This is a genomic window from Roseibium sp. RKSG952, from assembly GCF_009711355.1.
This window is the reverse complement of record NZ_SMMF01000954.1, coordinates 7,638-30,285: the sequence shown is the minus strand read 5'-3', so window position 1 is coordinate 30,285 and position 22,648 is coordinate 7,638. Positions and strand designations below refer to the sequence as shown.

General features: G+C 53.8%; 23 protein-coding genes. 16 read left to right on the top strand and 7 right to left on the bottom strand.

Translation table 11 applies throughout. The features are described from left to right. The first annotated feature begins 211 nt into the window (after nucleotides 1-211). A complete protein-coding gene (dnaN, locus tag E1297_RS35755; protein WP_155146635.1) occupies nucleotides 212-1,333 on the top strand; it encodes a DNA polymerase III subunit beta in 1,122 nt (373 codons plus the stop codon). 44 nt (nucleotides 1,334-1,377) lie between these two features. Then, nucleotides 1,378-2,475 (top strand): DNA replication/repair protein RecF, encoded by a 1,098-nt coding sequence (gene recF, locus E1297_RS35750; protein ID WP_155146633.1) that lies wholly within the window; start codon nucleotides 1,378-1,380, stop codon nucleotides 2,473-2,475. Here the strand turns inward: recF and E1297_RS35745 are convergent. Next, a complete protein-coding gene (locus E1297_RS35745; protein WP_155146631.1) occupies nucleotides 2,472-3,038 on the bottom strand; it encodes a carboxymuconolactone decarboxylase family protein in 567 nt (188 codons plus the stop codon). The two genes, recF and E1297_RS35745, sit on opposite strands and share 4 nt — an antisense overlap. A gap of 99 nt (nucleotides 3,039-3,137) precedes the next feature. Here E1297_RS35745 and E1297_RS35740 point away from each other — a divergent pair, with 99 nt between their 5' ends. The 5 genes from E1297_RS35740 to E1297_RS35720 all read left to right on the top strand — a co-directional run bounded on the left by E1297_RS35740 (nucleotide 3,138) and on the right by E1297_RS35720 (nucleotide 10,781). Continuing rightward, on the top strand, nucleotides 3,138-3,710 hold the full coding sequence (locus E1297_RS35740) for a TetR/AcrR family transcriptional regulator (protein WP_155146629.1): 573 nt from the start codon (nucleotides 3,138-3,140) through the stop codon (nucleotides 3,708-3,710). A gap of 125 nt (nucleotides 3,711-3,835) precedes the next feature. After that, nucleotides 3,836-6,253 carry a DNA topoisomerase (ATP-hydrolyzing) subunit B gene (gyrB, locus tag E1297_RS35735; protein WP_155146627.1) on the top strand — a complete coding sequence of 806 codons (2,418 nt, stop codon included), beginning with the start codon at nucleotides 3,836-3,838 and terminating at the stop codon, nucleotides 6,251-6,253. Between the two features lie 476 nt (nucleotides 6,254-6,729). Then, complete coding sequence (locus E1297_RS35730) at nucleotides 6,730-7,326, top strand: TetR/AcrR family transcriptional regulator (protein WP_155146625.1); 597 nt, start codon at nucleotides 6,730-6,732, stop codon at nucleotides 7,324-7,326. 118 nt (nucleotides 7,327-7,444) lie between these two features. Continuing rightward, a complete protein-coding gene (locus E1297_RS35725) occupies nucleotides 7,445-8,551 on the top strand; it encodes an alkene reductase (RefSeq protein WP_155146623.1) in 1,107 nt (368 codons plus the stop codon). 340 nt (nucleotides 8,552-8,891) lie between these two features. Beyond that, nucleotides 8,892-10,781, top strand: coding sequence for an SLC13 family permease (locus E1297_RS35720; protein WP_155146621.1), 1,890 nt, complete (start codon nucleotides 8,892-8,894; stop codon nucleotides 10,779-10,781). A gap of 101 nt (nucleotides 10,782-10,882) precedes the next feature. Here E1297_RS35720 and E1297_RS35715 read toward each other — a convergent pair whose 3' ends face one another. Continuing rightward, entirely contained in the window at nucleotides 10,883-11,770 is an 888-nt protein-coding gene (locus E1297_RS35715; RefSeq protein ID WP_155146619.1) for a LysR family transcriptional regulator, read from the bottom strand. 104 nt (nucleotides 11,771-11,874) lie between these two features. Between E1297_RS35715 and E1297_RS35710 the strand changes: the two genes are divergently transcribed. The 8 genes from E1297_RS35710 to E1297_RS35675 all read left to right on the top strand — a co-directional run bounded on the left by E1297_RS35710 (nucleotide 11,875) and on the right by E1297_RS35675 (nucleotide 17,167). Beyond that, nucleotides 11,875-12,165, top strand: coding sequence for a putative quinol monooxygenase (locus E1297_RS35710; RefSeq protein ID WP_155146617.1), 291 nt, complete (start codon nucleotides 11,875-11,877; stop codon nucleotides 12,163-12,165). A gap of 26 nt (nucleotides 12,166-12,191) precedes the next feature. Next, on the top strand, nucleotides 12,192-13,205 hold the full coding sequence (locus tag E1297_RS35705) for a zinc-binding alcohol dehydrogenase family protein (RefSeq protein ID WP_155146615.1): 1,014 nt from the start codon (nucleotides 12,192-12,194) through the stop codon (nucleotides 13,203-13,205). Beyond that, nucleotides 13,206-13,586, top strand: a complete 381-nt coding sequence (locus E1297_RS35700; RefSeq protein ID WP_155146614.1) for a VOC family protein — start codon at nucleotides 13,206-13,208, stop codon at nucleotides 13,584-13,586. Between the two features lie 138 nt (nucleotides 13,587-13,724). Beyond that, entirely contained in the window at nucleotides 13,725-14,108 is a 384-nt protein-coding gene (locus E1297_RS35695) for a nuclear transport factor 2 family protein (protein ID WP_155146612.1), read from the top strand. Between the two features lie 137 nt (nucleotides 14,109-14,245). Beyond that, nucleotides 14,246-14,749, top strand: coding sequence for an aggregation factor core (locus E1297_RS35690; RefSeq protein ID WP_155146609.1), 504 nt, complete (start codon nucleotides 14,246-14,248; stop codon nucleotides 14,747-14,749). Nucleotides 14,750-14,762: 13 nt separating this feature from the next. Further along, complete coding sequence (locus E1297_RS35685; RefSeq protein WP_155146607.1) at nucleotides 14,763-15,215, top strand: TspO/MBR family protein; 453 nt, start codon at nucleotides 14,763-14,765, stop codon at nucleotides 15,213-15,215. Nucleotides 15,216-15,226: 11 nt separating this feature from the next. Continuing rightward, a complete protein-coding gene (locus E1297_RS35680) occupies nucleotides 15,227-15,781 on the top strand; it encodes a CIA30 family protein (RefSeq protein WP_196223475.1) in 555 nt (184 codons plus the stop codon). Nucleotides 15,782-15,994: 213 nt separating this feature from the next. Then, nucleotides 15,995-17,167 carry an adenylate/guanylate cyclase domain-containing protein gene (locus E1297_RS35675; RefSeq protein ID WP_155146605.1) on the top strand — a complete coding sequence of 391 codons (1,173 nt, stop codon included), beginning with the start codon at nucleotides 15,995-15,997 and terminating at the stop codon, nucleotides 17,165-17,167. Nucleotides 17,168-17,304: 137 nt separating this feature from the next. On the opposite strand, the gene E1297_RS35670 is transcribed toward E1297_RS35675, so the two are convergent. The 5 genes from E1297_RS35670 to E1297_RS35650 form a co-directional block, all read right to left on the bottom strand. Continuing rightward, nucleotides 17,305-17,754, bottom strand: coding sequence for a MarR family winged helix-turn-helix transcriptional regulator (locus E1297_RS35670; protein WP_155146603.1), 450 nt, complete (start codon nucleotides 17,752-17,754; stop codon nucleotides 17,305-17,307). Next, nucleotides 17,744-18,844 carry a nitroreductase family protein gene (locus tag E1297_RS35665; protein WP_155146601.1) on the bottom strand — a complete coding sequence of 367 codons (1,101 nt, stop codon included), beginning with the start codon at nucleotides 18,842-18,844 and terminating at the stop codon, nucleotides 17,744-17,746. Before E1297_RS35665 ends, E1297_RS35670 begins: the two co-directional genes overlap by 11 nt. A 215-nt stretch (nucleotides 18,845-19,059) precedes the next feature. Next, a complete protein-coding gene (locus E1297_RS51380; protein WP_368669797.1) occupies nucleotides 19,060-19,737 on the bottom strand; it encodes a GntR family transcriptional regulator in 678 nt (225 codons plus the stop codon). Continuing rightward, the gene (locus E1297_RS35655) at nucleotides 19,734-20,765 is read right to left on the bottom strand and encodes a Gfo/Idh/MocA family protein (RefSeq protein ID WP_155146599.1); all 1,032 of its coding nucleotides are present in this window, start codon (nucleotides 20,763-20,765) and stop codon (nucleotides 19,734-19,736) included. The genes E1297_RS51380 and E1297_RS35655 overlap by 4 nt, the downstream gene beginning before the upstream one ends. After that, entirely contained in the window at nucleotides 20,762-21,850 is a 1,089-nt protein-coding gene (locus E1297_RS35650) for an isocitrate/isopropylmalate dehydrogenase family protein (protein ID WP_155146597.1), read from the bottom strand. The genes E1297_RS35655 and E1297_RS35650 overlap by 4 nt, the downstream gene beginning before the upstream one ends. A gap of 135 nt (nucleotides 21,851-21,985) precedes the next feature. Between E1297_RS35650 and E1297_RS50505 the strand changes: the two genes are divergently transcribed. Beyond that, the coding region (locus E1297_RS50505; protein ID WP_244328002.1) for a tripartite tricarboxylate transporter substrate binding protein at nucleotides 21,986-22,648 on the top strand (663 nt) is incomplete at its 3' end.

Genomic DNA, 22,648 nt, shown 5'->3' with positions numbered 1-22,648 from the left:
GAACACAACGCCTCGGATAAACGGGTTCGGGGCGTTTTCTTGTGCGGTATTGTCCACGGTCGCCGAGGAACTGTGCCAAATGCAACACGCGCCTCTTGACCGTTTGGTCATTCCGACCCAGAAATCCGTAAAAAATCCTTGTGCCTCAGGGCTGAACCGCTAACTTGCCAGTCCCGCCCATAACGGCACTCAAGTCAGAGGAATTGAGGGTATGAAGATCAGCATCGAACGCGGCACCCTTCTCAAGGCCGTCTCGCAGGCCCAATCCGTTGTGGAACGCCGAAACACAATTCCGATCCTGGCGAACGTATTGATCGAAGCCGAAGGTGATCAGGCTTTGTTCCGTGCCACCGATCTGGATATCGAGGTTGTCGACAAGGCGCCGGCGCAGGTCGAAAAGGCGGGCGCTACAACCGTCGCAGCGACGACCCTGCATGAGATCGTGCGGAAACTGCCCGACGGCGCATTGGTGACATTGACTGCTGATAGTGCGGCAGGCCGTCTGACCGTTGAAGCGGGGCGCTCGAACTTTTCGCTGGCAACGCTGCCAAAAGAAGATTTCCCGGTCATGGCGTCCTCGGAGTACCAGTCGAACTTTACCGCTTCGGCTGCCTTGCTGCGCCGGTTGTTCGACAAATCGAAATTTGCCATCTCAACCGAAGAGACGCGCTACTATCTGAACGGTGTCTATATGCATGTCGCTGATGGCTCCGAAGGTGGCAAAGTTCTGCGTTGTGTGGCAACCGATGGGCACCGTCTGGCCCGCATCGATGCAGACCTGCCTGATGGGGCTGCTGACATGCCCGGTGTAATCGTGCCGCGCAAAACCGTAGGTGAGTTGCGCAAGCTGCTGGACGACGATGAGATGGATATCGCGGTCTCGGTCAGCGAAACCAAAGTACGGTTCGCGACACCCGACATCACTCTGACTTCGAAAGTTATCGACGGAACCTTCCCCGACTACACACGCGTTATCCCTCAGGGCAACACGCGCAAGCTTGAGGTGGACGCCGCCGAATTCGCGCAAGCCGTGGATCGGGTCGCGACAGTTTCGTCAGAGCGTTCGCGCGCGGTAAAGTTGCAGCTGGATGGCGACAAGCTGGTCTTGTCCGTCAACGCCCCCGATAGCGGTGCGGCTGAGGAAGAGCTGGCCGTAGCCTACGGGGATGAGCGCCTCGAGATCGGCTTTAACGCCAAATATCTGCTCGAGATCGCATCTCAGGTCGACCGCGAGAACGCGGTATTCATGTTCAACTCGGCAGGTGATCCGACCCTGATGCGTGAAGGCAATGACCAGAGCGCAGTGTATGTTGTCATGCCGATGCGCGTCTGATCGCGTTGCTCCTGACAGACGTGAACTAACAGAAGGGAGGGGTCATGGCTTTGGCCCTGACCAAGCTTACGGTCTCGCATTTTCGGTCGCACAAGTTGGCGCGAATGTCGCTGGATGGGCGGCCGGTGGCCATACACGGGCCAAACGGGGCGGGTAAGACCAACATCCTTGAAGCGGTGTCCTTGTTTTCGCCCGGTCGCGGTATGCGACGGGCGAGTGCGGCCGAGATGACAAGACGACCCGAGGCTTTGGGCTGGAAGCTGTCGGGGCTATTGCAGGCGCAAGGACAACAATTTGAGATCGAAACCTGGTCCGAGGGCGGTGCCGCGCGCCAGGTTCGCATTGATGACAAGGCGTCCAGTCAGATCGAACTGGGTAAACTGGCACGAGTCGTCTGGTTGGTTCCTTCCATGGACAGGTTGTGGATCGAAGGCGCAGAAGGACGGCGACGATTTCTGGATCGGATCGCGTTGAGCTTCGATCCGGCACATGCCGAGGCTTCGCTGACCTATGAAAAATCCATGCGGGAGCGTAATCGCCTGTTGAAAGAGCAGGTGCGCGATGCCCACTGGTACGCAGCGTTGGAAGGTCAGATGGCCGAGACGGGGCACCGGATACAAACCGCACGCCTGTCAGCGTTGGATCATCTGCGAAGCGCACAGGATCAGGCTGAAACAGCCTTTCCATCTGCTGATCTGGAACTGGTTCAAACCGAAGGTGCGATGCCGGAAACAGCTGACGATCTGCGGGAAGCGCTGAATGAAAGCCGCTTTCGCGATCTGGCTGCGGGCAGGACTTTGGTGGGTCCGCATCGGTCGGATTTGTACGGTGTGTTTGCGGCCAAGGGTGTTCCGGCAAAGGATTGTTCGACCGGTGAGCAGAAGGCGCTGCTGGTTTCGCTGATCCTCTCCAACGCGCGGGCGCTGGCAGGGATGGTGGGTGCTCCACCGATTGTGTTGCTGGATGAGGTGGCCGCGCATCTGGACGCGGATCGCCGTGCGGCGCTGTATGACGAGATCTGTGCTTTGGGTGCTCAGGCCTGGATGACGGGCACCGGGCCTGAACTGTTTGCGGAATTGGGTGACCGAGCCCAGACGCTGATCGTTTCCGAAGGCGACGACGGCTCGGTCGTAAGCTCTTAGGCGGGTTCGCTGACCTTACGCTCCCACAGGAAACCACGCATAACTTCGTCGACAGGTGTCTTTGCCATGTGGTTGACGTAGTTCGACATGGTTTTCTGCGCGAGGCCCAGAACCACATCCAGAACCGCACGGTGCGAATAACCTGCGTCGAAGAACGCCTGCAGCTGCTCTTCGGTTGGGTTGCCGCGAGAGTCCATGACTTGCAGCGTAAATGTGCGCAGCGCTTCCAGTTTTGCGTTGGGCAGCGGGGTTTCATTGCGCAGGGCTTCGGTGATGTCGTCCGAAACCTTCATCATCTTGGCGATACCGGTGTGAGCAGGGACGCAGTAGTGGCATTCGTTTTCCACGTTGATGGTCTGCCAAACGACGGTTTTCTCATCGTTGTCGAAATCGGTCTGCAAGAACAGGCCGTGCAGCACCTGATAGCCTTCCAGGTGCTGGGGGCTTTCCGCCATCACCTTGTGCAGGCCAGGCAGGCGGCCAAATGCGGCCTGCGATTTTTCCAGCAGTGGTTTGGATCCCTCAGGGGCGGATTCGAGATCGTGGGACGGGAAGTTGGCCATTTGAAAACTCCTTTTCTGGCGCGTTGAGGCAGAAATAGTCTTTCTTGAGCGATCACTCAAGTATATATTTGAGCAACCGTTCAAGAATTGGTGAAGACAATGCCACGCAAACCCGAATATGACCGTGATGCTCTGATCGCCCAGGCCAGGGATATCTTTTGGCGTCAGGGTTGGGCCGGGACGTCGCTGAAGGATCTGGAGCGCGAACTGAAACTGAAACCCGGCAGTTTTTATGCGGCATTTGGGTCCAAGGATGCGCTGTATGGCTTGGCTTTGGAACGCTACGCGCAGGAAGGGATTGCGAGGCTAAAGGCGCTTGCTGACAAGCTGGGTCCGCTTGAGGCTTTGAAGGCGCAGCCACGGCTTGTTATTGAGGCCAGCGATGCCCCCGCAAAAGCTTGCATGCTGGCCAAAACATACGCGGAACTGCAGGCCAAAGATCACGCACTCGCCGAAGCAGCGGGCATTCATATGGCAGAGATGAAGGCGTGTTTTGCCGATCTGTTTCGCCGTGCGCAGGAGGCAGGGGATATCGCTTCGGATCATGATCCGAACCGGCTTGCAACGCGCTACCAATCTGATCTTCTGGGTCTTCGGTTGTCTGCTGAGCGAAAGGATGTAAACGCGCAGGAAATTGCTGCGGACATAGCGACCGATATCGATCAATTGTGAGGTTTCGGCGCACATCTGCTGTATCGAACGTAATCAACCTCGGCTGACACAAAATATTGGGGGAGCGCGTGACATTCCCCCCCAGAAAACGTATAAGTTACCAAAATAATATAGGTACTAACGGCATGTCCGAAGACGCACAGGCACCACAAGAATATGGCGCGGATTCCATCAAGGTTCTCAAGGGCTTGGAAGCCGTACGCAAGCGCCCCGGTATGTATATCGGCGACACCGACGATGGCTCGGGTCTGCACCACATGGTGTACGAGGTTGTCGACAACGGAATTGACGAAGCTTTGGCTGGTCACGCCGACCATGTGACGGTCAAGATTCATGCCGATTCCAGTGTCTCGGTCAGCGACAACGGGCGCGGGATTCCGGTCGATATTCACCCGGAAGAGGGCGTCTCGGCTGCCGAGGTTATCATGACCCAGCTGCACGCTGGCGGTAAGTTCGACAGCAACTCGTACAAAGTGTCTGGTGGTCTGCACGGCGTGGGCGTTTCGGTGGTGAATGCCCTGTCGAACTGGCTGGAGTTGCGTGTCTGGCGCAACGGAAAGGAACACGTTGCAAGGTTTGAAGGTGGCGAGACCACCGAGCATCTGAAAGTTGTCGCTGAATGCGGTGACCGGACGGGAACCGAGGTGCGTTTCCTTGCCTCGACGGATACGTTTTCGAACCTGGAGTACTCGTTCGAGACACTGGAAAAGCGCCTTCGCGAGCTTGCCTTCCTGAACTCGGGCGTACGGATCATACTGATCGACGAGCGCCCGGCTGAACGGCTTGAGACGGAACTGTTCTACGAAGGCGGTGTGAAAGAGTTCGTAAAGTATCTCGACCGTTCCAAGACGGCCGCGATGCCCGAACCGATTTACATCAAAGGCGAACGCGACGACATCGGCGTTGAAATCGCGATGTGGTGGAATGACAGCTATCACGAGACTGTTTTGCCATTCACCAACAACATCCCGCAGCGCGATGGCGGCACCCATGTGGCCGGTTTCCGGGGGGCGCTGACCCGGACGATCAACAACTATGCGCAGTCCAGCGGGATCGCGAAGAAGGAAAAGGTCAGCTTTACCGGCGATGACGCCCGCGAAGGTCTGACCTGCGTGTTGTCGGTCAAAGTGCCTGATCCGAAATTCTCGTCCCAGACCAAGGATAAGCTGGTATCGTCCGAAGTCCGCCCTGCGGTCGAAGGTCTGATGAACGAAAAACTGGCCGAGTGGTTCGAAGAGAACCCGAACGAGGCCAAGACCATTGTCGGCAAGATCATCGAAGCGGCTTTGGCCCGCGAAGCCGCCCGTAAGGCGCGCGAACTGACCCGCCGCAAAACGGCGATGGATGTGAACTATCTGGCCGGAAAGCTGAAAGATTGTTCCGAGAAGGATCCGTCCAAGACCGAGGTTTTCCTTGTCGAGGGTGACTCGGCTGGTGGTTCTGCTCAGACGGGCAGGGATCGCTTGACACAGGCCGTACTGCCCCTGCGCGGGAAAATCTTGAACGTTGAGCGCGCGCGATTTGATCGGATGCTGTCGTCTCAGGAAATCGGCAATCTTGTTATGGCGTTGGGCACCGGTATTGGCCGCGATGAGTTCAACATCGAAAAGCTTCGCTACCACAAGATCGTTATCATGACCGATGCCGACGTGGATGGCGCGCACATCCGGACACTGTTGTTGACCTTCTTCTACCGGCAAATGCCGGAGCTGATCGAGGGCGGTTACCTCTATATCGCGCAGCCGCCGCTCTACAAGGTTTCGCGCGGTAAATCAGAGGTTTACCTGAAGGATCAGGCGGCACTGGACGACTACCTGATCAACCAGGGCGTCGAAGGGGCGGTACTGAAACTGGGCTCGGGCGAAGAGATCGTCGGTCAGGACCTGACCCGTGTTGTGGACGAAGCGCGCCAACTGAAACGCGTTCTGGATGCCTTCCCGACGCATTATCCGCGGCATATCCTGGAACAGGCCGCTGTCGCCGGAGCTTTCGTGCCCGGCGCGGTCGATGCCGACCTGCAAGGTGTGGCCGACAAAGTTGCCGCGCGTCTCGACCTGATCGCACTGGAATACGAGCGCGGTTGGCAAGGTCGGATCACTCAGGACCACGGCATCCGTCTGGCACGTATCCTGCGTGGCGTCGAAGAAGTTCGCACCTTGGACGGACCCATGCTGCGTTCGGGCGAGGCACGCAAAACCGGCAGCTTCACCCAGAGCTTGCAAGAGATCTACAACACTCCGGCGACACTGATCCGCCGCGACCGGTCTCAGGTTATCCACGGGCCGCTGGACCTGTTGCGCGCCATTCTGGAAGAGGGCGAAAAAGGCCTGTCGCTGCAACGCTATAAAGGTCTGGGTGAGATGAACCCAGATCAGCTTTGGGAGACCACACTGGACCCGGATGCGCGGACGCTTCTGCAGGTACGAGTGGACGATATGGTCGAGGCTGATGACCTGTTCACCAAGCTGATGGGTGATGTGGTCGAACCACGCCGTGAGTTTATTCAGAAAAATGCGCTGAGCGTCGAAAATCTGGATTTCTGACAATATGCAGGTGTGCGGATAACACTTCGCACACACCATATTTTAGCGTGGTACGCGCATAGTTTTGCGTTGCACGACTGTCTGCCGCACCGATAAGTTCAATCAGTTTTTGGCGTAGTCGTTGCGGTTATAGACCTTTGCGGCGCTCAACCCGCATAGGGCCTCCCTAAGGAGCCTTGGATTCCATGCGGCCTTTTCGCTTGGAATCTCGCGAAGATCTGCGATGCGCAGAAAACAGGCTTTGCAAACGTTGGAGGACGTTCCTTTGCCGCCGCGTTAGTCCAGCCTCAAACGGTAATTTCTGCAAGCAGTGAGAAACAAGGGAACCAACCGGCGTCTTGAGGTGCGACTAAGTGCGCCTCGGGTATTTCTATCGACCTAGAAAATTCCTTTCGTCAGCTGGAATTCGGACTGACTAATCCAAAATCCTCGAATGGCCACTTGAAATTCTGGACTGATCATTCCACATCCAAGACATGAGCGAAAGTACTCTTATAGTTGGCGGCAACAAGTCGCCCGCAGGTCCGGGTCGGCCTCGTAGCTTTGACGAAGCCGAGGCTTTGGAAAAAGCCTTGTGCGTTTTTTGGCACAAGGGCTACGAGACAGCATCTGTGGATGATCTGACCGAGGCCATGGGTTTGAGCCGGTCCAGCTTCTATGGAACGTTCGGTAACAAACAGGCTTTGTTTCACAAAGCCCTCAGCCACTATTCCAGGCGTGGTTTGAAGACTTTGCGTGACGTCGCGAACGCGGGCGGGGATGACCCCGTTGGTGCGATAATGGAAGCTTTGGCGAACCCGCAAGGTGGTCGTGACGGCTGCATGCTGATCAACTGCCTTACGGAGCTTGCTCCTCATGATGAGGAAGTGGCGGCTCTCGGACGGCATCATTTGGAGAGCATTGACGAGATTATTGCGAGAGCGCTTAAACCTTCGGATCCGGGACAGGCACTCGTCAAGGCGCGCGCCTTTGCCTCCCTTGCAATCGGCACACTGGCCTTGCGGAAGGCAGGTGTTCCCCCCGATCAGATATCGCAAACTCTGAAACAAGCTCGGTCGGTGATTACACCTTAAGTCTCCCTAACAATAAGAACGTGAAACGTAACAAAACCCCAACAATAACCGCGACTTTAATTTTGGACCAGATAGTCCATAAACATCTGAACGAAGTAACCCAAAGAAGGAAGTAGCAATGGCTGATGAAAAACTTTTCTCCGGTATCAAGGCTGGTGCAATCGAGCTGAAAAACCGCGTTGTTATGGCGCCATTGACCCGCAACCGGGCAAGAGCCGAGGATGACAGCGTCCATGAATTGCAGGCCAAATACTATGCGCAGCGCGCGGGTGCTGGACTGATCATTACGGAAGCTTCGCAAATCTCGCCCCAAGGCAAAGGCTATGCCTGGACGCCCGGCATCTATTCCGATGCGCAGATCGACGGCTGGAGAAAAGTGACTGAGGCTGTCCATGCCGAGGGTGGTAAGATTGTGATCCAACTTTGGCATGTGGGCCGGATTTCACACTATAGCTTGCAACAGGATGGCGGCGCCCCTGTCGCGCCATCCGCAATTGGCGCTAAAGCCATGACTTTTGATGGCGAGCAGTTTGTCGAAACATCCGAACCTCGTGCTCTGAGTATCGAAGAAATTGCAAGCGTTGTCGCCGACTACCGCCAGGCCGCAGAAAACGCCAAGAAGGCTGGATTTGACGGTGTCGAAGTCCATGCAGCCAACGGATATCTTATTGATCAGTTTCTGCGGAACGAGTCCAACAAGCGTGAAGACGAATACGGCGGTCCTGTCGAGAACAGAGCACGGTTCCTGAAAGAGGTCATGGACGCAGTAGTCGACGTGTGGGGTGCCGACCGTGTTGGTGTCCGCCTCAGCCCCTTCTCCGACGCCAACAACATTTCCGACAGTGATCCACAGGCGACGTTCTCGCATGCGATCAAGTTGTTGAATAGCTTTGGGTTGGCCTATCTCCATCTCGTAGAAGGACAGACCGGCGGCCCGCGCGATATTCCTGAAGGTGGTGATCTAAAGGCGCTATATGATTTGTTTGACGGTGCGAAAATGGGCAACAACGCCTATGATCGCGAAATGGCGATTGAATCGGTTGATACCGGCACCGTCGATCTGGTGGCCTTTGGCAGACCGTTCATTTCAAACCCGGATCTTGTCAGTCGGTTGGAGAAAGACGCCCCTCTGAATGAGCTGGATGCAACTACCCTCTACGGCGGTAATGAAAAGGGATACACTGACTACCCGACACTGGAGCAGGAAGCTGTTGCCGCAGAGTGATGCATCACTCTTAGCTCCTTAGTGACAAGCAATAAAAAGTATAGTGAGCGCGCCGGTTTGGACGCGCTCATTTTGCAGGTACGGCAATATCTATTCTGGAAGCGGGATTTATCACAACTCTGCGAATGGACTGCTTCCCTCCGATTGCAGTGATTAAGAGAGGCTTTTGAGTTTATCATCAGCGTCTCTTTTGAGTTGGCGAAACCCAGGTTTCAGCAGATACCACGTTCGAGAAAACGAGCCGCGTGAGACGGTTTGAAGGATTTTGGCCTTATCTGCGGCGCAGAGTTGGTCCTTCGTATTTGCTGCTGGTTAGGTAACGTTAGGTTGGGAGTACGATATGGAATTACCAACACTGACGTACGAAATGATAACCGTACTGAGTCTATTGTCTTTTACCGTCTTACTTTTTGTTACCGAGATCATACGGATTGATGTTGCAGCAATTCTTGTAATGGTTCTGCTTGGTGCACTCAGCTATCTCCCGGGGCTAGGTAATCTTGCAGATGTATCCAAGCTCTTTGAAGGTTTTTCCTCGAACGCTGTGATGTCCATCATCGCAGTTATGGTAATTGGGGCGGGGCTTGATAAGACGGGGCTCATGTCAAAGGTTGCGGCCCTGATCCTCAAGAATGGAGGCACGACAGAGGCCCGGATAATCCCGATTATTTCAACTACGGTTGGTGTGATCAGCTCTTTCATGCAGAACGTGGGAGCTGCTGCGCTTTTTCTACCTGTTGTGAGCCGCATCTCAGCACGTACGGAAATCCCAATGAGTAGGTTGCTGATGCCCATGGGGTTTTGCGCAATACTGGGTGGTACCATCACATTGGTTGGGTCGTCGCCCCTCATCCTGTTGAATGACCTGATTGTTTCGGCAAATTCATCCCTACCGGCTAACCAACAAATGGAGACATTTGGGTTGTTTTCAGTCACGCCTATCGGAGTGATGCTGGTGCTGACAGGGGTGCTTTACTTTGTACTCTTTGGTCGTTGGGTTCTCCCTGCGCAGCGGGAGCGTGGCGAGGACGCAAGCTCAGCCCGATCCATGCAGACCTATGTCGAAAACACCTATGGGCTTAGGGCCGATATGTTCGAGATACGAGTTCCAGAGGGCTCGATCTTGATTGGACAAACGCTCGCAGATGTCATGGTCGCCCACAACTTATACATTCTTGGCACATCCTATCGCGGACACAAGGTCATCGCGCCGATGGCTGATACAAAGATCGAAGCGCCAGCGCGGCTTGCAGTGCTTGGCCTGCGCCGTGTTGTCGAGCATCAGTTTGCTGAACCTTACGGATTAGAGATCCTGCCCCAACTAGATGTCTTTGCAGATGATTTCGCCGCGACCCAATCGGGGGTTGCAGAGGTTGTTATTCCGCCCGGCTCTTCAGTGATCGGCCAGACTCCGATTGATTTGCGCCTCCGTCAGACACATGGTTTGTCTCTGTTGGCCATTCAGCGCGGCGAAGAAACGCTGAGCCATGTAGAAACCGAAGATCATTCAGCCACGCATATCGGGCAAGTCCCTTTGCAGGCCGGTGATACGTGTGTGGTGCACGTGCAGTGGGACCGTCTGACACGACTGAAGTCAGACAGGGATTTTGTCGTCGTAACTTCGGACTTTCCCCAGGAGGAGTTGCGGCCGCACAAGGTCGGATGGGCGCTCGCCTTCTTCCTAATAGCGCTGATCTTAATTCTGTTTTCTGATCTGCGCTTGTCGTTGTGCCTATTAATTGGCGCTGTTGGCATGGTTTTGAGCCGGGTGTTGTCGATTGATGAGGCCTACGAGTCGATAAGTTGGAGCACAGTTTTTCTACTCGCTTCACTGATCCCGTTGGGTCAGGCAGTTCAAAACACCGGCACTGCGGATTGGATTGCAGCACATGTATTGGCTCTACTGAAGGGTTGGCCGATATGGTCGTTGCAAGCAGGAATAGCCGTTTTGGCTACGGTATTCACGTTGGTCATGTCCAACGTAGGTGCAACTGTTCTGCTGGTACCGTTAGCCGTTTCTATTGCGGTATCTTCGGGTGGAAACCCGGCTGTATTTGCTCTTACCGTCGCAATTTCGACGTCTAACTCATTTTTGATCCCAACCCACCAGGTGAACGCGTTGATCATGGGGCCCGCAGGTTATCGGGTGGTCGATTTTGTTCGCTCAGGCGGGATCATGACGCTACTTTTCTTAGTTGTCTCAATGACCGGGCTTGCGCTTTTCTTCTGAGCCGCTTCTCGGCGAGCCGTACAAATGTACTCCGCTTCAGCTCAGAAGAACTCATAAGGTGAGGTTCTTGTGACCAAACTTTAGTGTCTTCCCCTGCTGCCTCAACTCACACCAAATTTGCGACGCAAATGCTCTGCTAAGGCCGTTATGCGACGTGGTTGGGCGCGGCTAGGCGGAAACATCATTTGCAGAGGTTTCGGCGGTGGCAGGAAGTCGCGCAAGACAGAAACAAGTCTGCCAGATCGAACATCGTCGCCAACATCCAGCTCCGACTTTAATACGATCCCATGGCCTGCAATCGCCCAATCGCGGATGAGTGAACCATCATTGACTATTCGATTTCCCTTTACCGACACGCGCTGGGCATTTGGTCCCGATCCAAACTCCCAAACGTTGTCGATCATGTCGCCAAACCTCATGACCAAGCAGTTGTGGTTTAATAGATCTTCTGGTTTTTCAGGCGTTCCGAATGAGGTTAGGTAACTTGGGGACGCACATACGAACCGTTGGTAGCTTCCCAGATTTCGCAATCTGAGCGAGCTGTCTGTGATGTTGCCAAAGCGAACGGCGAGGTCAAAACCCTGGCCTACAAGGTCGACATAGCCGTCCGAGAGGGACAGTTCGATTGAGACGGCGGGGTTCTCTTCGGTGAATTCGGCAATAACTTCGGAGACAAAGCTCCGTCCCAAATCGATAGGCGCGCTTATGCGAATTGGACCAGATAGAGTTTCGGCACCATGCCGAACAAGTGTATCCAAGTCTGCAACCTCACTGAGTACGCTTTTTGCACCGTCGGCTAGTAACCGGCCTTCTTCAGTCAGGCTGATGGAACGGGTGGTTCGGTTGAATAAAACCACTCCGTAGTGTGCTTCTAGGGCCGCGAGGCGCTCGGATACTGTTGTGCTCGACATCCCTGTCTCCCGCGCCGCGGCCACAAGACTGCCTTTCTCGGCTATAGTCAGAAACAAGCGAAGATTGTCTAATAGCATTAAACGGAATTTCCGGATTATATGTTCGATCTTGCCCTGTTTATCCCGAAAGGACTGCGGCGTAAATCTGGCACATCTCTCAAGGACACAAGGGACCTATTCCAATGGCCAAGCTGACAATCGTCGCCAACATCAAAGCCAACCCCGACAAGATTGACCTCGTAAAAGCCGAGCTCATCAAGCTCATCGACATAACTCGTGCCGAAGAGGGTTGCATTAATTACGACCTGCATCAAGACAACGATAATCCGGCTCATTTCGTGTTCTACGAAAATTGGGAAAGCCGAGAGCTTTGGCAAACCCACATGAGTGCTCAGCACCTTGCGGCTTATCTGGAAGCAACAGAGGGCGCCGTTGCAGAATTCACGCTGAATGAGATGACAGTCATCGGCTGACAAAGAACCGGACAAAGGAGCACGTTATGAAAGCCGTGGGATACCGTGAGACAGGGTCGATTGATCGCGTGGACGCCTTAATCGACTTCGAGGCCGACAAACCGACGCCAAAGGGGCACGACTTGTTGGTCAAGGTGCAGGCCGTGTCAGTAAATCCAGTCGATACGAAAATTCGTCAAAAACGTGCCCCTGTAGGTCCGGCACCAGATATTCTGGGGTGGGACGCAGTAGGGATCGTCGAAGCCGTTGGCGAAGCGGTTGAGACTTTCAATCCGGGAGATACAGTTTGGTACGCCGGGGCGATCAACCGGCCGGGAACCAATGCCGAGTTTCATCTGGTAGATGAACGTATTGTCGGAGCCGTGCCAAAATCCATACCAGCGACAGCGGCTGCGGCGATGCCGCTTACGACGCTAACTGCTTATGAGATGCTGTTCGACCGCTTGCGAGTCCAGGATGTCGTTCCCGGCGGAACCAATACATTGCTGATTATAGGCGGCGCAGGCGGTGTCGGGTCAATTACCATTCAATTGGCCCGAGCTCTCACTGACTTGACGGTGATTGCCACCGCTTCTCGACCCGAGACACAAGACTGGGTTCGAGAGTTGGGCGCGCACCATGTCATCAACCATGCTGAACCTCTGGGACCGCAGCTCGATGCGCTCGGTATGGAATGCGTGGATTTCATCTATTCAACGAACCATTCCCAGCTTTATGCGTCTCAAGCTGGAGAGGTGATGACACCCCAAGGTCGCTTTGGGTTGATAGACGATCCTGAAACCTTCGACATCGCGCCGTTCAAACCCAAGTCGATCTCAATACATTGGGAGTTCATGTACACCCGTTCGCTTTTTGGGACTGGCGATATGAACCGTCAAAGCGAAATCCTGAATCAGGTCGCCGGCTTGATAGACGATGGAAAGGTCAGATCCACAGCAACCGAAACACTTGGTACAATCAATGCCAGCAACTTAATGAAAGCGCATGCTATCCTTGAAAGCGGCAAGGCCAAAGGAAAGCTGGTGCTTGAGGGCTTCTAGATGAGAATTGAACGGCTGGATCACGTGAACATAGTAACGACAAGGTTGCCTGACATGGTCGCCTGGTATGCAGAGGTCCTGGGTTTAAAGCCCGGGGCCCGTCCTGATTTCCCGTTTCCCGGAGCGTGGTTGTATGCCGGTGACCATGCCGTGGTCCACCTTGTGGGTAATGAAGGAACGCCCAATGTCGGCTCCGAAGTGAAGCTCAAGCTCGAGCATTTTGCGCTCTCAGCCACGGGGTTGAGTGCATTCGAAGAAAAACTGATCTCGAGTCAGATCCAGTATCGCAAAACTGAAGTCCCGGGGGCTCGAATGGTCCAAGTCCATGTGGCCGATCCTGATGGAAATCATATTCATATTGACTTCGAAGAAACCGAATAGGTGGCTAACCCGCGAAATAGTCGGAATGCAAAATCAAGCTCGCAACTTTTTGCCAATCAGTGATCGAGATCCTTGCCAGATTGCCTCCAAGTACTTCACGGGCCAACAGTTTTAGTAAACGTCGATCTGGAGATCAGCATGCCGGACCTCGGAACAAACAAGAAAAACGTCATCGCTTTCTACGAAATGATGTTCAATGATTGTCTACCTGCCGAGGCCATAGCGACCTTTGTTGGTGAAACCTATACGCAGCACAACCCGCATGTTGGCGACGGCAAGCAAGCTTTTGTCGAGTATTTCGAACGCATGGCTGCTGAATACCCGGGAAAGCGTGTGGACATAAAACGTGCCTTTGCTGAAGACGACCACGTTGTTCTGCATTGCCACCAAATCTGGCCCGATGGTCTCGAGTACGCAGGGATCGATATTTTTCGCCTGGATGCCGAAGGTAAGGTTGTTGAACATTGGGATGTTCTTCAGGAAGTTCCAGCAAACAGCGCGAATGACAATGGCATGTTTTGACTTAATCGATCTGAATGCGGTGCATGGAACCCGCGAAAGTACCTGTCGGCTGAACCACGATAATTAAAAGTCATAAGTCTGATCCAAGAAACCCGCCGAAACGTATCTATCGAGAACCCTTTAGCAAGGAGATAGATATGCTCCCGACCAGCATTCTTGCGGCGACCTTTGGATTACTCGTAGCGTCTTCGCTTCAAGCCGGAGTACAAATTCGCTTCATAGAAGGCGCACCCAAGGACCGTTTCGTTCTGACAAATGTAGGAACGTGCCAAGTTGAAGCCTCGAACGTCAAAATTGATCTGTCGCAATCTGCCGGACGATTGATTTTTGACGTGACCGAAATAGGTGCGGGCGTAGAGGTCTTCCAGCCTCTCGAATTCGTTGAGGGTGCAGATTCACTGCGTCAACTTCCTTCGGTTGTGGACGGGCAAAATACAATTGAACTTGAGATCGCCTCCCTCGCAGCCGGAGACACCCTAGCCTTTACCATCGATGTAGATGACACCATCGGGCAACGCGAAATCACCGTAACAGGGTCGGAGATCGAAGGTGCTACGGTGTCTTATTCCGACGCGGATGAGACCAGTACTGCGACCTTCTCTTCGGACGCGCTTGTCCACGTCACGACCAAGGACTGTTGAAAGCTATCCTACAATGGCGAATTGGTTGATCCGCATAACATTTCTTGCGCTCGTGTTGGGAGGTGGCATCCTGATCGGTACACTGACTGCACCTGGCGATTGGTATGCGCAGCTTTCTAAACCTGCTTTCAATCCACCGAATTGGATATTTGGCCCGGTCTGGACGGTGCTTTATGTGTTGATCGCCATGGCGGGGTGGCGTCAGTTCGAAGCAGACCGAAGCTCCACCAAAATGAAGTTGTGGTGGGCGCAGATGGGTCTGAACTTCTTTTGGTCCCCAACCTTTTTCGTATTGCAAATGCCGTGGGTGGCCCTTGTGGTCATTGTCGCGTTGCTGGCTGTCATCGTCGTGTTCATCGCTGAAGTCAGGCACACTGATCGAGTCTCTGCATTGGCCTTCCTGCCGTATTTAGCATGGGTCGCATTTGCCACGGCGCTTAACCTTTCCATTGCGATATTGAACTGAGGAAGGACAATATGCGTGGCAACTTCGTTGGGCTTGTTTCAGGTCTATTTATCATCGGATCTACAATGGCGCAGGCTGATGGAAATCTTACTGAGGACTTCTCCGAGTCTCCGGAGACGCGTTGGGACTACGTTGCCGACACTGTCATGGGAGGGGTCTCATCAGGGCAGGTGCAGTTTCGTTCGGAAAGTGAAGTTGCATTCGCGCGGTTGACCGGAACCGTCAGTACAGAAAACAACGGTGGCTTCATCCAGTTTCGACGCAAGTTGCCTGATCGGCCAGATGCGAGTGTTTCGGGCGTCAGGCTCTTGGTCCGGGGTAACGGCGAGCAATACTTCGTCCACCTCAGGACACGTGGCACGGTGCTTCCGTGGCTATACTATCAGGCCGGGTTTGCAACTTCTGAAGAATGGACCGAAGTCACTTTGCCTCTGTCAGACTTCAAGGCTTCAGGTTCCATGTTACGCGCTATTCCCGTCGCTGACGAAATCACCTCAGTTGGAGTTGTAGCCTTCGGGCGCGACCACGAGGTCCTCGTAGATGTCAGCGGGATTGGTTTCTATTGATGGTCGCCCGAGCGAAGGGCTGCAATCTTCAGTTAGGCCGGTTTGGAACCGCGCGAAATCGAAATGTACCAAACTATCTTTCCGATGGATTACAATCCAAAGATCACCCTAGCATCAACTTGGATCAGTCAGATCAGTTTGCTCAGTAAAAGCAAGCGACATTGCAAGTCCAATAGTCTTTGCTCATCGTTTCCGAGCGACTAAATTGGGCCCATGGAACAAGTCGCTCGACTAACCGAATGGATGATCACAGAAGGTCGGCGCTCCGGCGATCCCGTAAAGGTGGTGTCACAGTTTTGTTCCTCCTTGACCGAAGCCGGAGTTCCGCTTTGGCGAGCAAACATCGGCCAGCGCTTTGCCAACCCATTGCTTATTGCCTGGGGGGTAGTTTGGACGCCTGAAGGTACCGACAGCTACGACGTCACCCATGAGACGATGTTGACAGATGGTTATGTTGGGAGCTCATTCGAGTATATTCTTGCGAACAGAAAGCCACTTCACAAAAGTCTCCGGCAACTGGACTTAGAGACAGAGCATTCATCCTATCTGGAATTTGCAGAGCAAGGCGGTACCGACTACTATGCTACCTTGCTCTATTACGGTGATGGATCGTTGCATGGTTGCACCTTTGTTACGCAGTCGCCGGACGGATTTTCGCAGGATCATCTAAGACTGATTGAAGCGGCATTACCGGCCCTTTCTTCCGCTCTTGAGCCTGTTACGATGCGCAAATCGTCTAAAGGTTTACTTCGAACTTATTTAGGAGATGGACCTTCCGAGGCAGTCTGGAGCGGCAATATAAAGCGCGGTGAGCGAACAACTCTGGATGCCGTGGTGATGTTCTCTGATCTGCGAGGCTTTACGGCACTTTCCGAGACCTCTCCGGAAGAAGAAATCTTTGACACGCTTAGCGACTATTTTGATCTGGTGGTCAAAGCCGTAGAAGACAACGGTGGAGACGTCCTCAAGTTTATGGGCGACGGCATCCTGTCAATCTTTACTATTGAAACTCAAAATGACCACGCCGACCGATGCCGCATGGCAGCGCTCGCAGCCCAAAGCATATTGAGTGGTTTGAATTCTCTCAATTCACGACGAGAAGGTATTCAAAAACCGCCATTGGACATTGGTGTTGGAATCAACGTGGGGCAGGTCAGTTATGGTAATATCGGCAGCCCCGGCAGGCTTGATTTTACAGTTCTGGGCGGTGCGGTAAACGTCGCAAGCCGAATTGAAGGTTTAACAAAATCAATCGGTCGGAGAGTTTTGGCGACGTCAGTTGTTGCAAGTGCTGCACCGAACATGTTCGTCAGCTGTGGGGATCACGAAATACGTGGCCTTGCCCAACCCATTGAGCTGTTCTTTCTCTCTGAGCGCGCGCAATAACAAGGTGTGTGCCTCTGATGGTTGTGACATTTGCCTACACGTCCACATTGCCAAAAGGATCACTGCCGCTTCCCCGGGCGGAGATTGCATGATGTTCTGAGAATTTTACTGCTTTCTTGAGCTGACGCAGGTTGCGTCTAGTCCCGCTCACGGTCCAATGTTTCGCGAATGAGGGTCAGATTAGGTAAAGACCTGTGAAACGGTTCAGGCCCCAGTTCGAACAAAACTGGACCAAGAGCTTCCGACATCCGCTCCATACAAGCTTTCAAAAACTCCGCGCCTTCCGGTGTGGACCGAGCAATTTTTGAACGCCTATCATTGGGGTTGGCTTCAAGGGTAATCAGGGCATGGTTTTCAAGGCTGGCGAGCATGTGTGTCATCGAAGTCTTGGGCACTTGAAACGCGTTCGAAAGTTGCAGCGGAGTTTCCCCCTCAGGACGACGAACTAGATGCCCTAGTATCCCAAATTGAGTGGCAGTCATTCGGCCGGGTAAAAACGTTTCCAGCTTGGTCGAGATCAACTGATTGATGATCCCGACCTCGGTGAAGAACCGGTAGACTTCGTTGGTCTCATATTCAGGCTTCATTCAGAATTCGTGTCTCCAGAGGCCAACGGGGCGTGGCAATTGGTTCAGGCCCATACCCCAAACGCAACAACATTTGCACCGTGTGGCCTGGTGACGCAAGAAGCTCATGCGCGAGAGCGTATTCATCGGCCATCTCAGGATATTCCTGAAGGGCCTGACTGACCGGATGAACGCCCAGACCCATTTCGGTTGTCTTCAGGTAGAAACGCATCAACCGACGCCCGGCATCGAGTTGATCGCTTCGCGTATTTGTGGCTGTCGTAAGGACTGCGTATTGCGGCGTCGCGTCTAGCATGGCGAAGTAGCCTCGCATGTGTGACTGAGTGCCTGGGTGGTCAACGTTCATCAGGGTCTCATTGTCCAATAGGCCGGTAAGTCGCAGTGTTTCCAGCATGGGATCGCGCAATTCAATCCCGTCTGGGTTGGCGTTGATTTCTGCTTTCCCGATCCGCATCAGGTTGACGGATTCTTTCAGGGTCTGCGGCGTTCGCATTTCGATTTCAAAGGCGCGCTTCGTGAGGTCTCGAATACGGGTCACTAGATCCTCATCGGAAATCAGAGTGGCATAGTTTTCAAGGACCGACATTTCCGCCTCGGACAGCCGCTGTTCAGTGTACGGTTCTTTGTTGGAATGTCGGTTTAGGATTTGATCTGATAGTGGATCGGATGCCCCGCCCGGCACAAACACTGCTTCTGCGACGGGTCCGTCATCCCCATCAGGCAGTAATTTGACCTTGGCATCAAATCCTTGTGCATCTGCTGCCAAGACCATCGTCTCAACAAAGGCGCCGAGGCCAATATAGAGCTGGCGGTGGTAAGGATCGGTTTCCGGAAGCTCGCGATCAGGATCACGGTGGATGCGCACCTTGTCTTGTCCAACCAACTCGACCAGCCAAGGTTGCAAGTTGTGCGGATTGGGGGCGAGAATTGCGTAGGACAAAGCGGCTTTGCGTGGGTCATCATACGATTTTGGCGTCCACGGAGCCAGCGCGTCATGCGGCGTGCGTGTAGCGAGGAACCCAACCGCACCCGTTGCCGCCAGTATTGTGCCTCCGCCTAGAATTTTGAGTAAACGTCTTCGATTTGGCATCTTGACTCTCCGGTAGTACGATATCGAACTAATATAATACGAATTCGTACTACATCAATCCCAATCGATGCAGTGATTGGTTGAGTGATTTGAAAAAAGAAAATCCGAACAGCCGGACGCTACTGTGGACTGCTGTGGCAGACAATTATTCGGAGCGCCTTTAGTGCCGAAAATAGGCAGCTATTTTAGCCGATTAACGATCGAATACGCGCAGATCAGAGGCTGTTGAGCCGATGTTTTTCGAGTATCCTGCAAAGCATAGCCTTGGCCTGTAGCCTGTGCTCACGATGACGTTCACGGGCAACATCCGGTCGACCTTCACTAATCGCTTGGAAAACGACTCGGTGATCTTCATTGGATTTGACGGGCAGGGGCCTGATGAACAACGTCGTTGCACGCGCGCGACGTACCTGGTCGCTCATCATGGCGACAATCGCTTCGACCCGTTTGTTGCCGCCCAACCGAACGAGTTCCTGATGAAACAACTCGTCGGCCTCGGCCCAGGCTTCAAGGTCTTCAGCTTCGATGGCTTGGTCCATCTTTGCAATTGAGCCAGCAAGTACCGCCAGTTCATCTTCTGAATAACCCGCTTCGGCAGCGCGCTGTGCCGCGAGACTCTCAAGTTCCGTCAGTATGTCGTAAATCTCACGCATATCATCTGATGAAACAGGCAGTATCCGAACGCCCTTTCGGGGCCGCATTTCCAGCAACCCCTTACTTTCCAACATCAGCGCAGCTTCCCGTATCGGGGTGCGGGACATGCCAAGGGTCTCGGCGAGTTCCGATTCCAGATGGTCAGTCCCGGCTGCAAGTTCGCCGGACAGGATCATCTGTCGCAAATCCCTGACAGCGCGTTGCGTATTGGAAAGAGTTTTTGCGTCCTGATCCTTCACGGCGTCTCCAGGTTGATTTTTCGTCCTTCCGCAGCTGAGAGATAGATATTCTCTTCAATGCGGATCACATCCAAATAGTCTCGGGCCGTGTTTTCTAACGGCGTGCCCAGTAGAAGGCCCGAAATGACGTGACTTTGCAAGGCGTGGACGCAGTCTCCTCCAAATCCATCATGATCGCTTGGAGGCAGAATCTGCTGTCGCTCCTGTTTTCCAAAACCGCGGAGTTCTACTGAACCGTCGCCGTTAAGAACCAGTGATCCTTCGGTTCCTTCGATGAGCGCTTCGCCCATGGTCTGACGCAGGTTTTCGGCACTGTGGTCAAGGCATCTGTTGCCATCGAACAGAGCTTTCAAACCGTTGGGGTGGTCAAATAGGATGTAACCTGCGTCCTCGCCCGCGATAACCGGGTTAACTTGGCGCAAGTCTGCGTAAACTGCGCTGGGCGTATCGAATAAAAACCGGAATGTGTCTACCCAGTGAACCGCTGTTTCATGAACCAGGAAACGTGGCATGTCCTGAAAGTACGGCTGCCGGTCTAGGTAGGCGCGTGGTCCCTGTCCGTCACCGGACCGAAGCCGGAAAGTCGCTTGGAGAGGTGTACCAATTCGACCTTCGGTCATCGCCTCTTTGATTGCGCGATACCAAGGCTGGAAGCGAAAGTTCTCGTGCACAACAATAGTTGCCCTAACTGCTTCAGCCTCGGAGACGATCTTCTCCGCTTCATCCAAAGACATGCAAAATGGCTTTTGGCAGATCAACCACTTTATTCCAGAGCGCAGTGCCGTTCGGATGGCGTCGGCCTGCGCCACAGGTGGAAGGATGATGTCCACGAGATCTGGTTTTTCCACCTCCAGCATTTTTGACAGATCATCGTAAGCGGCCAGTCCTGTTTCTTTCGCCTTGTTGATATCACGGTTGCAGGATGCAATCGGAACCGCTCCGGGCATTCGAGACCAGCTTTCGTAGTGGAACCTGCTGAAATACCCCGCGCCCACACAAGCGACCCTGATAGCTTGTTTAGTATTCATAACCGCAATGCTTCCAATACCGATGTACCTGCGTCCTGCGTTCCGGCGGTGCCACCAAGGTCACGCGTCAGGTTCTGTCCGTTTGCAGTCACCTTTTCCACGGCTTCACGCAATCGTTCGCCGTCGCTGGACAGGTTTGGATGATTATGGTTCAACCCTAACCATTCAAGCATCATTGCTGCGGACAGGATCATCGCAAAAGGGTTGGCAATACCCTGTCCCGCAATGTCCGGAGCGGAACCATGGCAGGGTTGGAATACAGCGTGATTCAACCCGATATCCGCTGATGGCGCCAGTCCTAGACCACCCATGAGACCCGCGCCAAGGTCGGAGAGGATGTCTCCGAACATGTTCTCAGTCACCAATACATCGAATTCCCAAGGCTTTTGAACCATCCACAGAGCGGTCGCATCGACATAGGCATGATCAGCCTGCAAATCCGGATGGTTGGCGGCTTCGGCGTCAAACATTGATCTGAAGAACGCAAAGGCGCGGAACACATTGGCTTTGTCGACACATGTAACTCGACCCCGACCGCGCCCGGTTCTTTTGCGGTTCTGGGCGAGTTCAAACGCGAAACGGAACAGTTTTTCGGAAACCTCACGAGTGATCAGCAGAGTTTCACGTGCTTCGTGTTCGGTAACTTCGCCAGCGCCTTGGGTGAAGAACAATCCTTCTGTGCTTTCGCGTATCAAGACAAAGTCGATCTCTTTTCCAGAGGGCAGCGCCAAGGGGGTCATTTGTCCGCTGCATACCTTCACCGGTCGCACACCAGCGAAAAGTCCCAGTTGCTTTCGCAGATCGATCTGCGGTGAAATCTCGGTTCCGTCAGGGTAGCGAACATCCGGCAAACCCATTGCAGATAGCAGAATCGCGTCGGCGTTGCGTGCAGTTTCGAGTGACCCGGCCGGAAACGAATCTCCAGTTTTGGCGTAATGGCCTGCGCCCGCCGGAGCGTCTGTAAACACCAGTTCGTAGGAAGGACTGCTGCGCGAGAGCTGACGCAGGATTTCAAGCGTAGGGGCCATAATTTCAGGGCCGATTCCGTCCCCGTGGAACACTGCCACATCATAACTCTTCTTCATCTTAGCCCGCTTCCTTCCCGTTTCGCATTCATAGCGCGATAGCAGCTTCCACTACAGTCCGTTGACAACGCATTCTTTAATGTATACGCAAATAAATGCAATAATAAACGCAAAGATGTTTGGGAGGACTTGGAAATGAAACTAAAGCTAGGGCGGTTGGCGGCCGCAGCCGTGATGGCGACCGGCATTGCAGGGGCAGCTGTTGCGCAGGATTATCCCTATCGTGATATCACTACAGCTGTGGTCTGGGGGGCCGGAGGTGGCACGGATACGATCAACCGAATGATCATGGCCGAGATGGAAAAACACCTTCCGGTCTCGATCAATGTGATCAATCAAACAGGTGGGGTCGCAGGTTCTAACGGTATGGTCTACGTCATGAACCAACCAGACGATGGCTACACATTGGTTGGTCTTTCTGAATCGAACGTCACCGCTGCTGTGCAGGGTGGTTGGGATAAGAAATTTGACTTTTGGTATCCGTTTATTGTTGGCGGATCACCTGATCTGATCTCGGTGCCGGCGGACAGCCCTTACAATACTCTGGAAGAACTGGTTGATGCTGCAAAAGCTGCTCCTGGCACTATTCCAGCCGCGGCTTCCGGCGCGGGTTCGATCCACCATTTGAATCTTCTGGCCATCGAAAAAGGGTCAGGGACTGAGTTCAAGTTTGTTCCCTACAAAGGCTCAGCGCCCGGGCAGGAGGCAGCGATAGCGGGCGAAGTTGCGTTGGTTGTGACCTCACTGGCTGAACAAGCTCCGCTAATCGAAGGCGGTCAGTTGAAACCGCTCGCGATG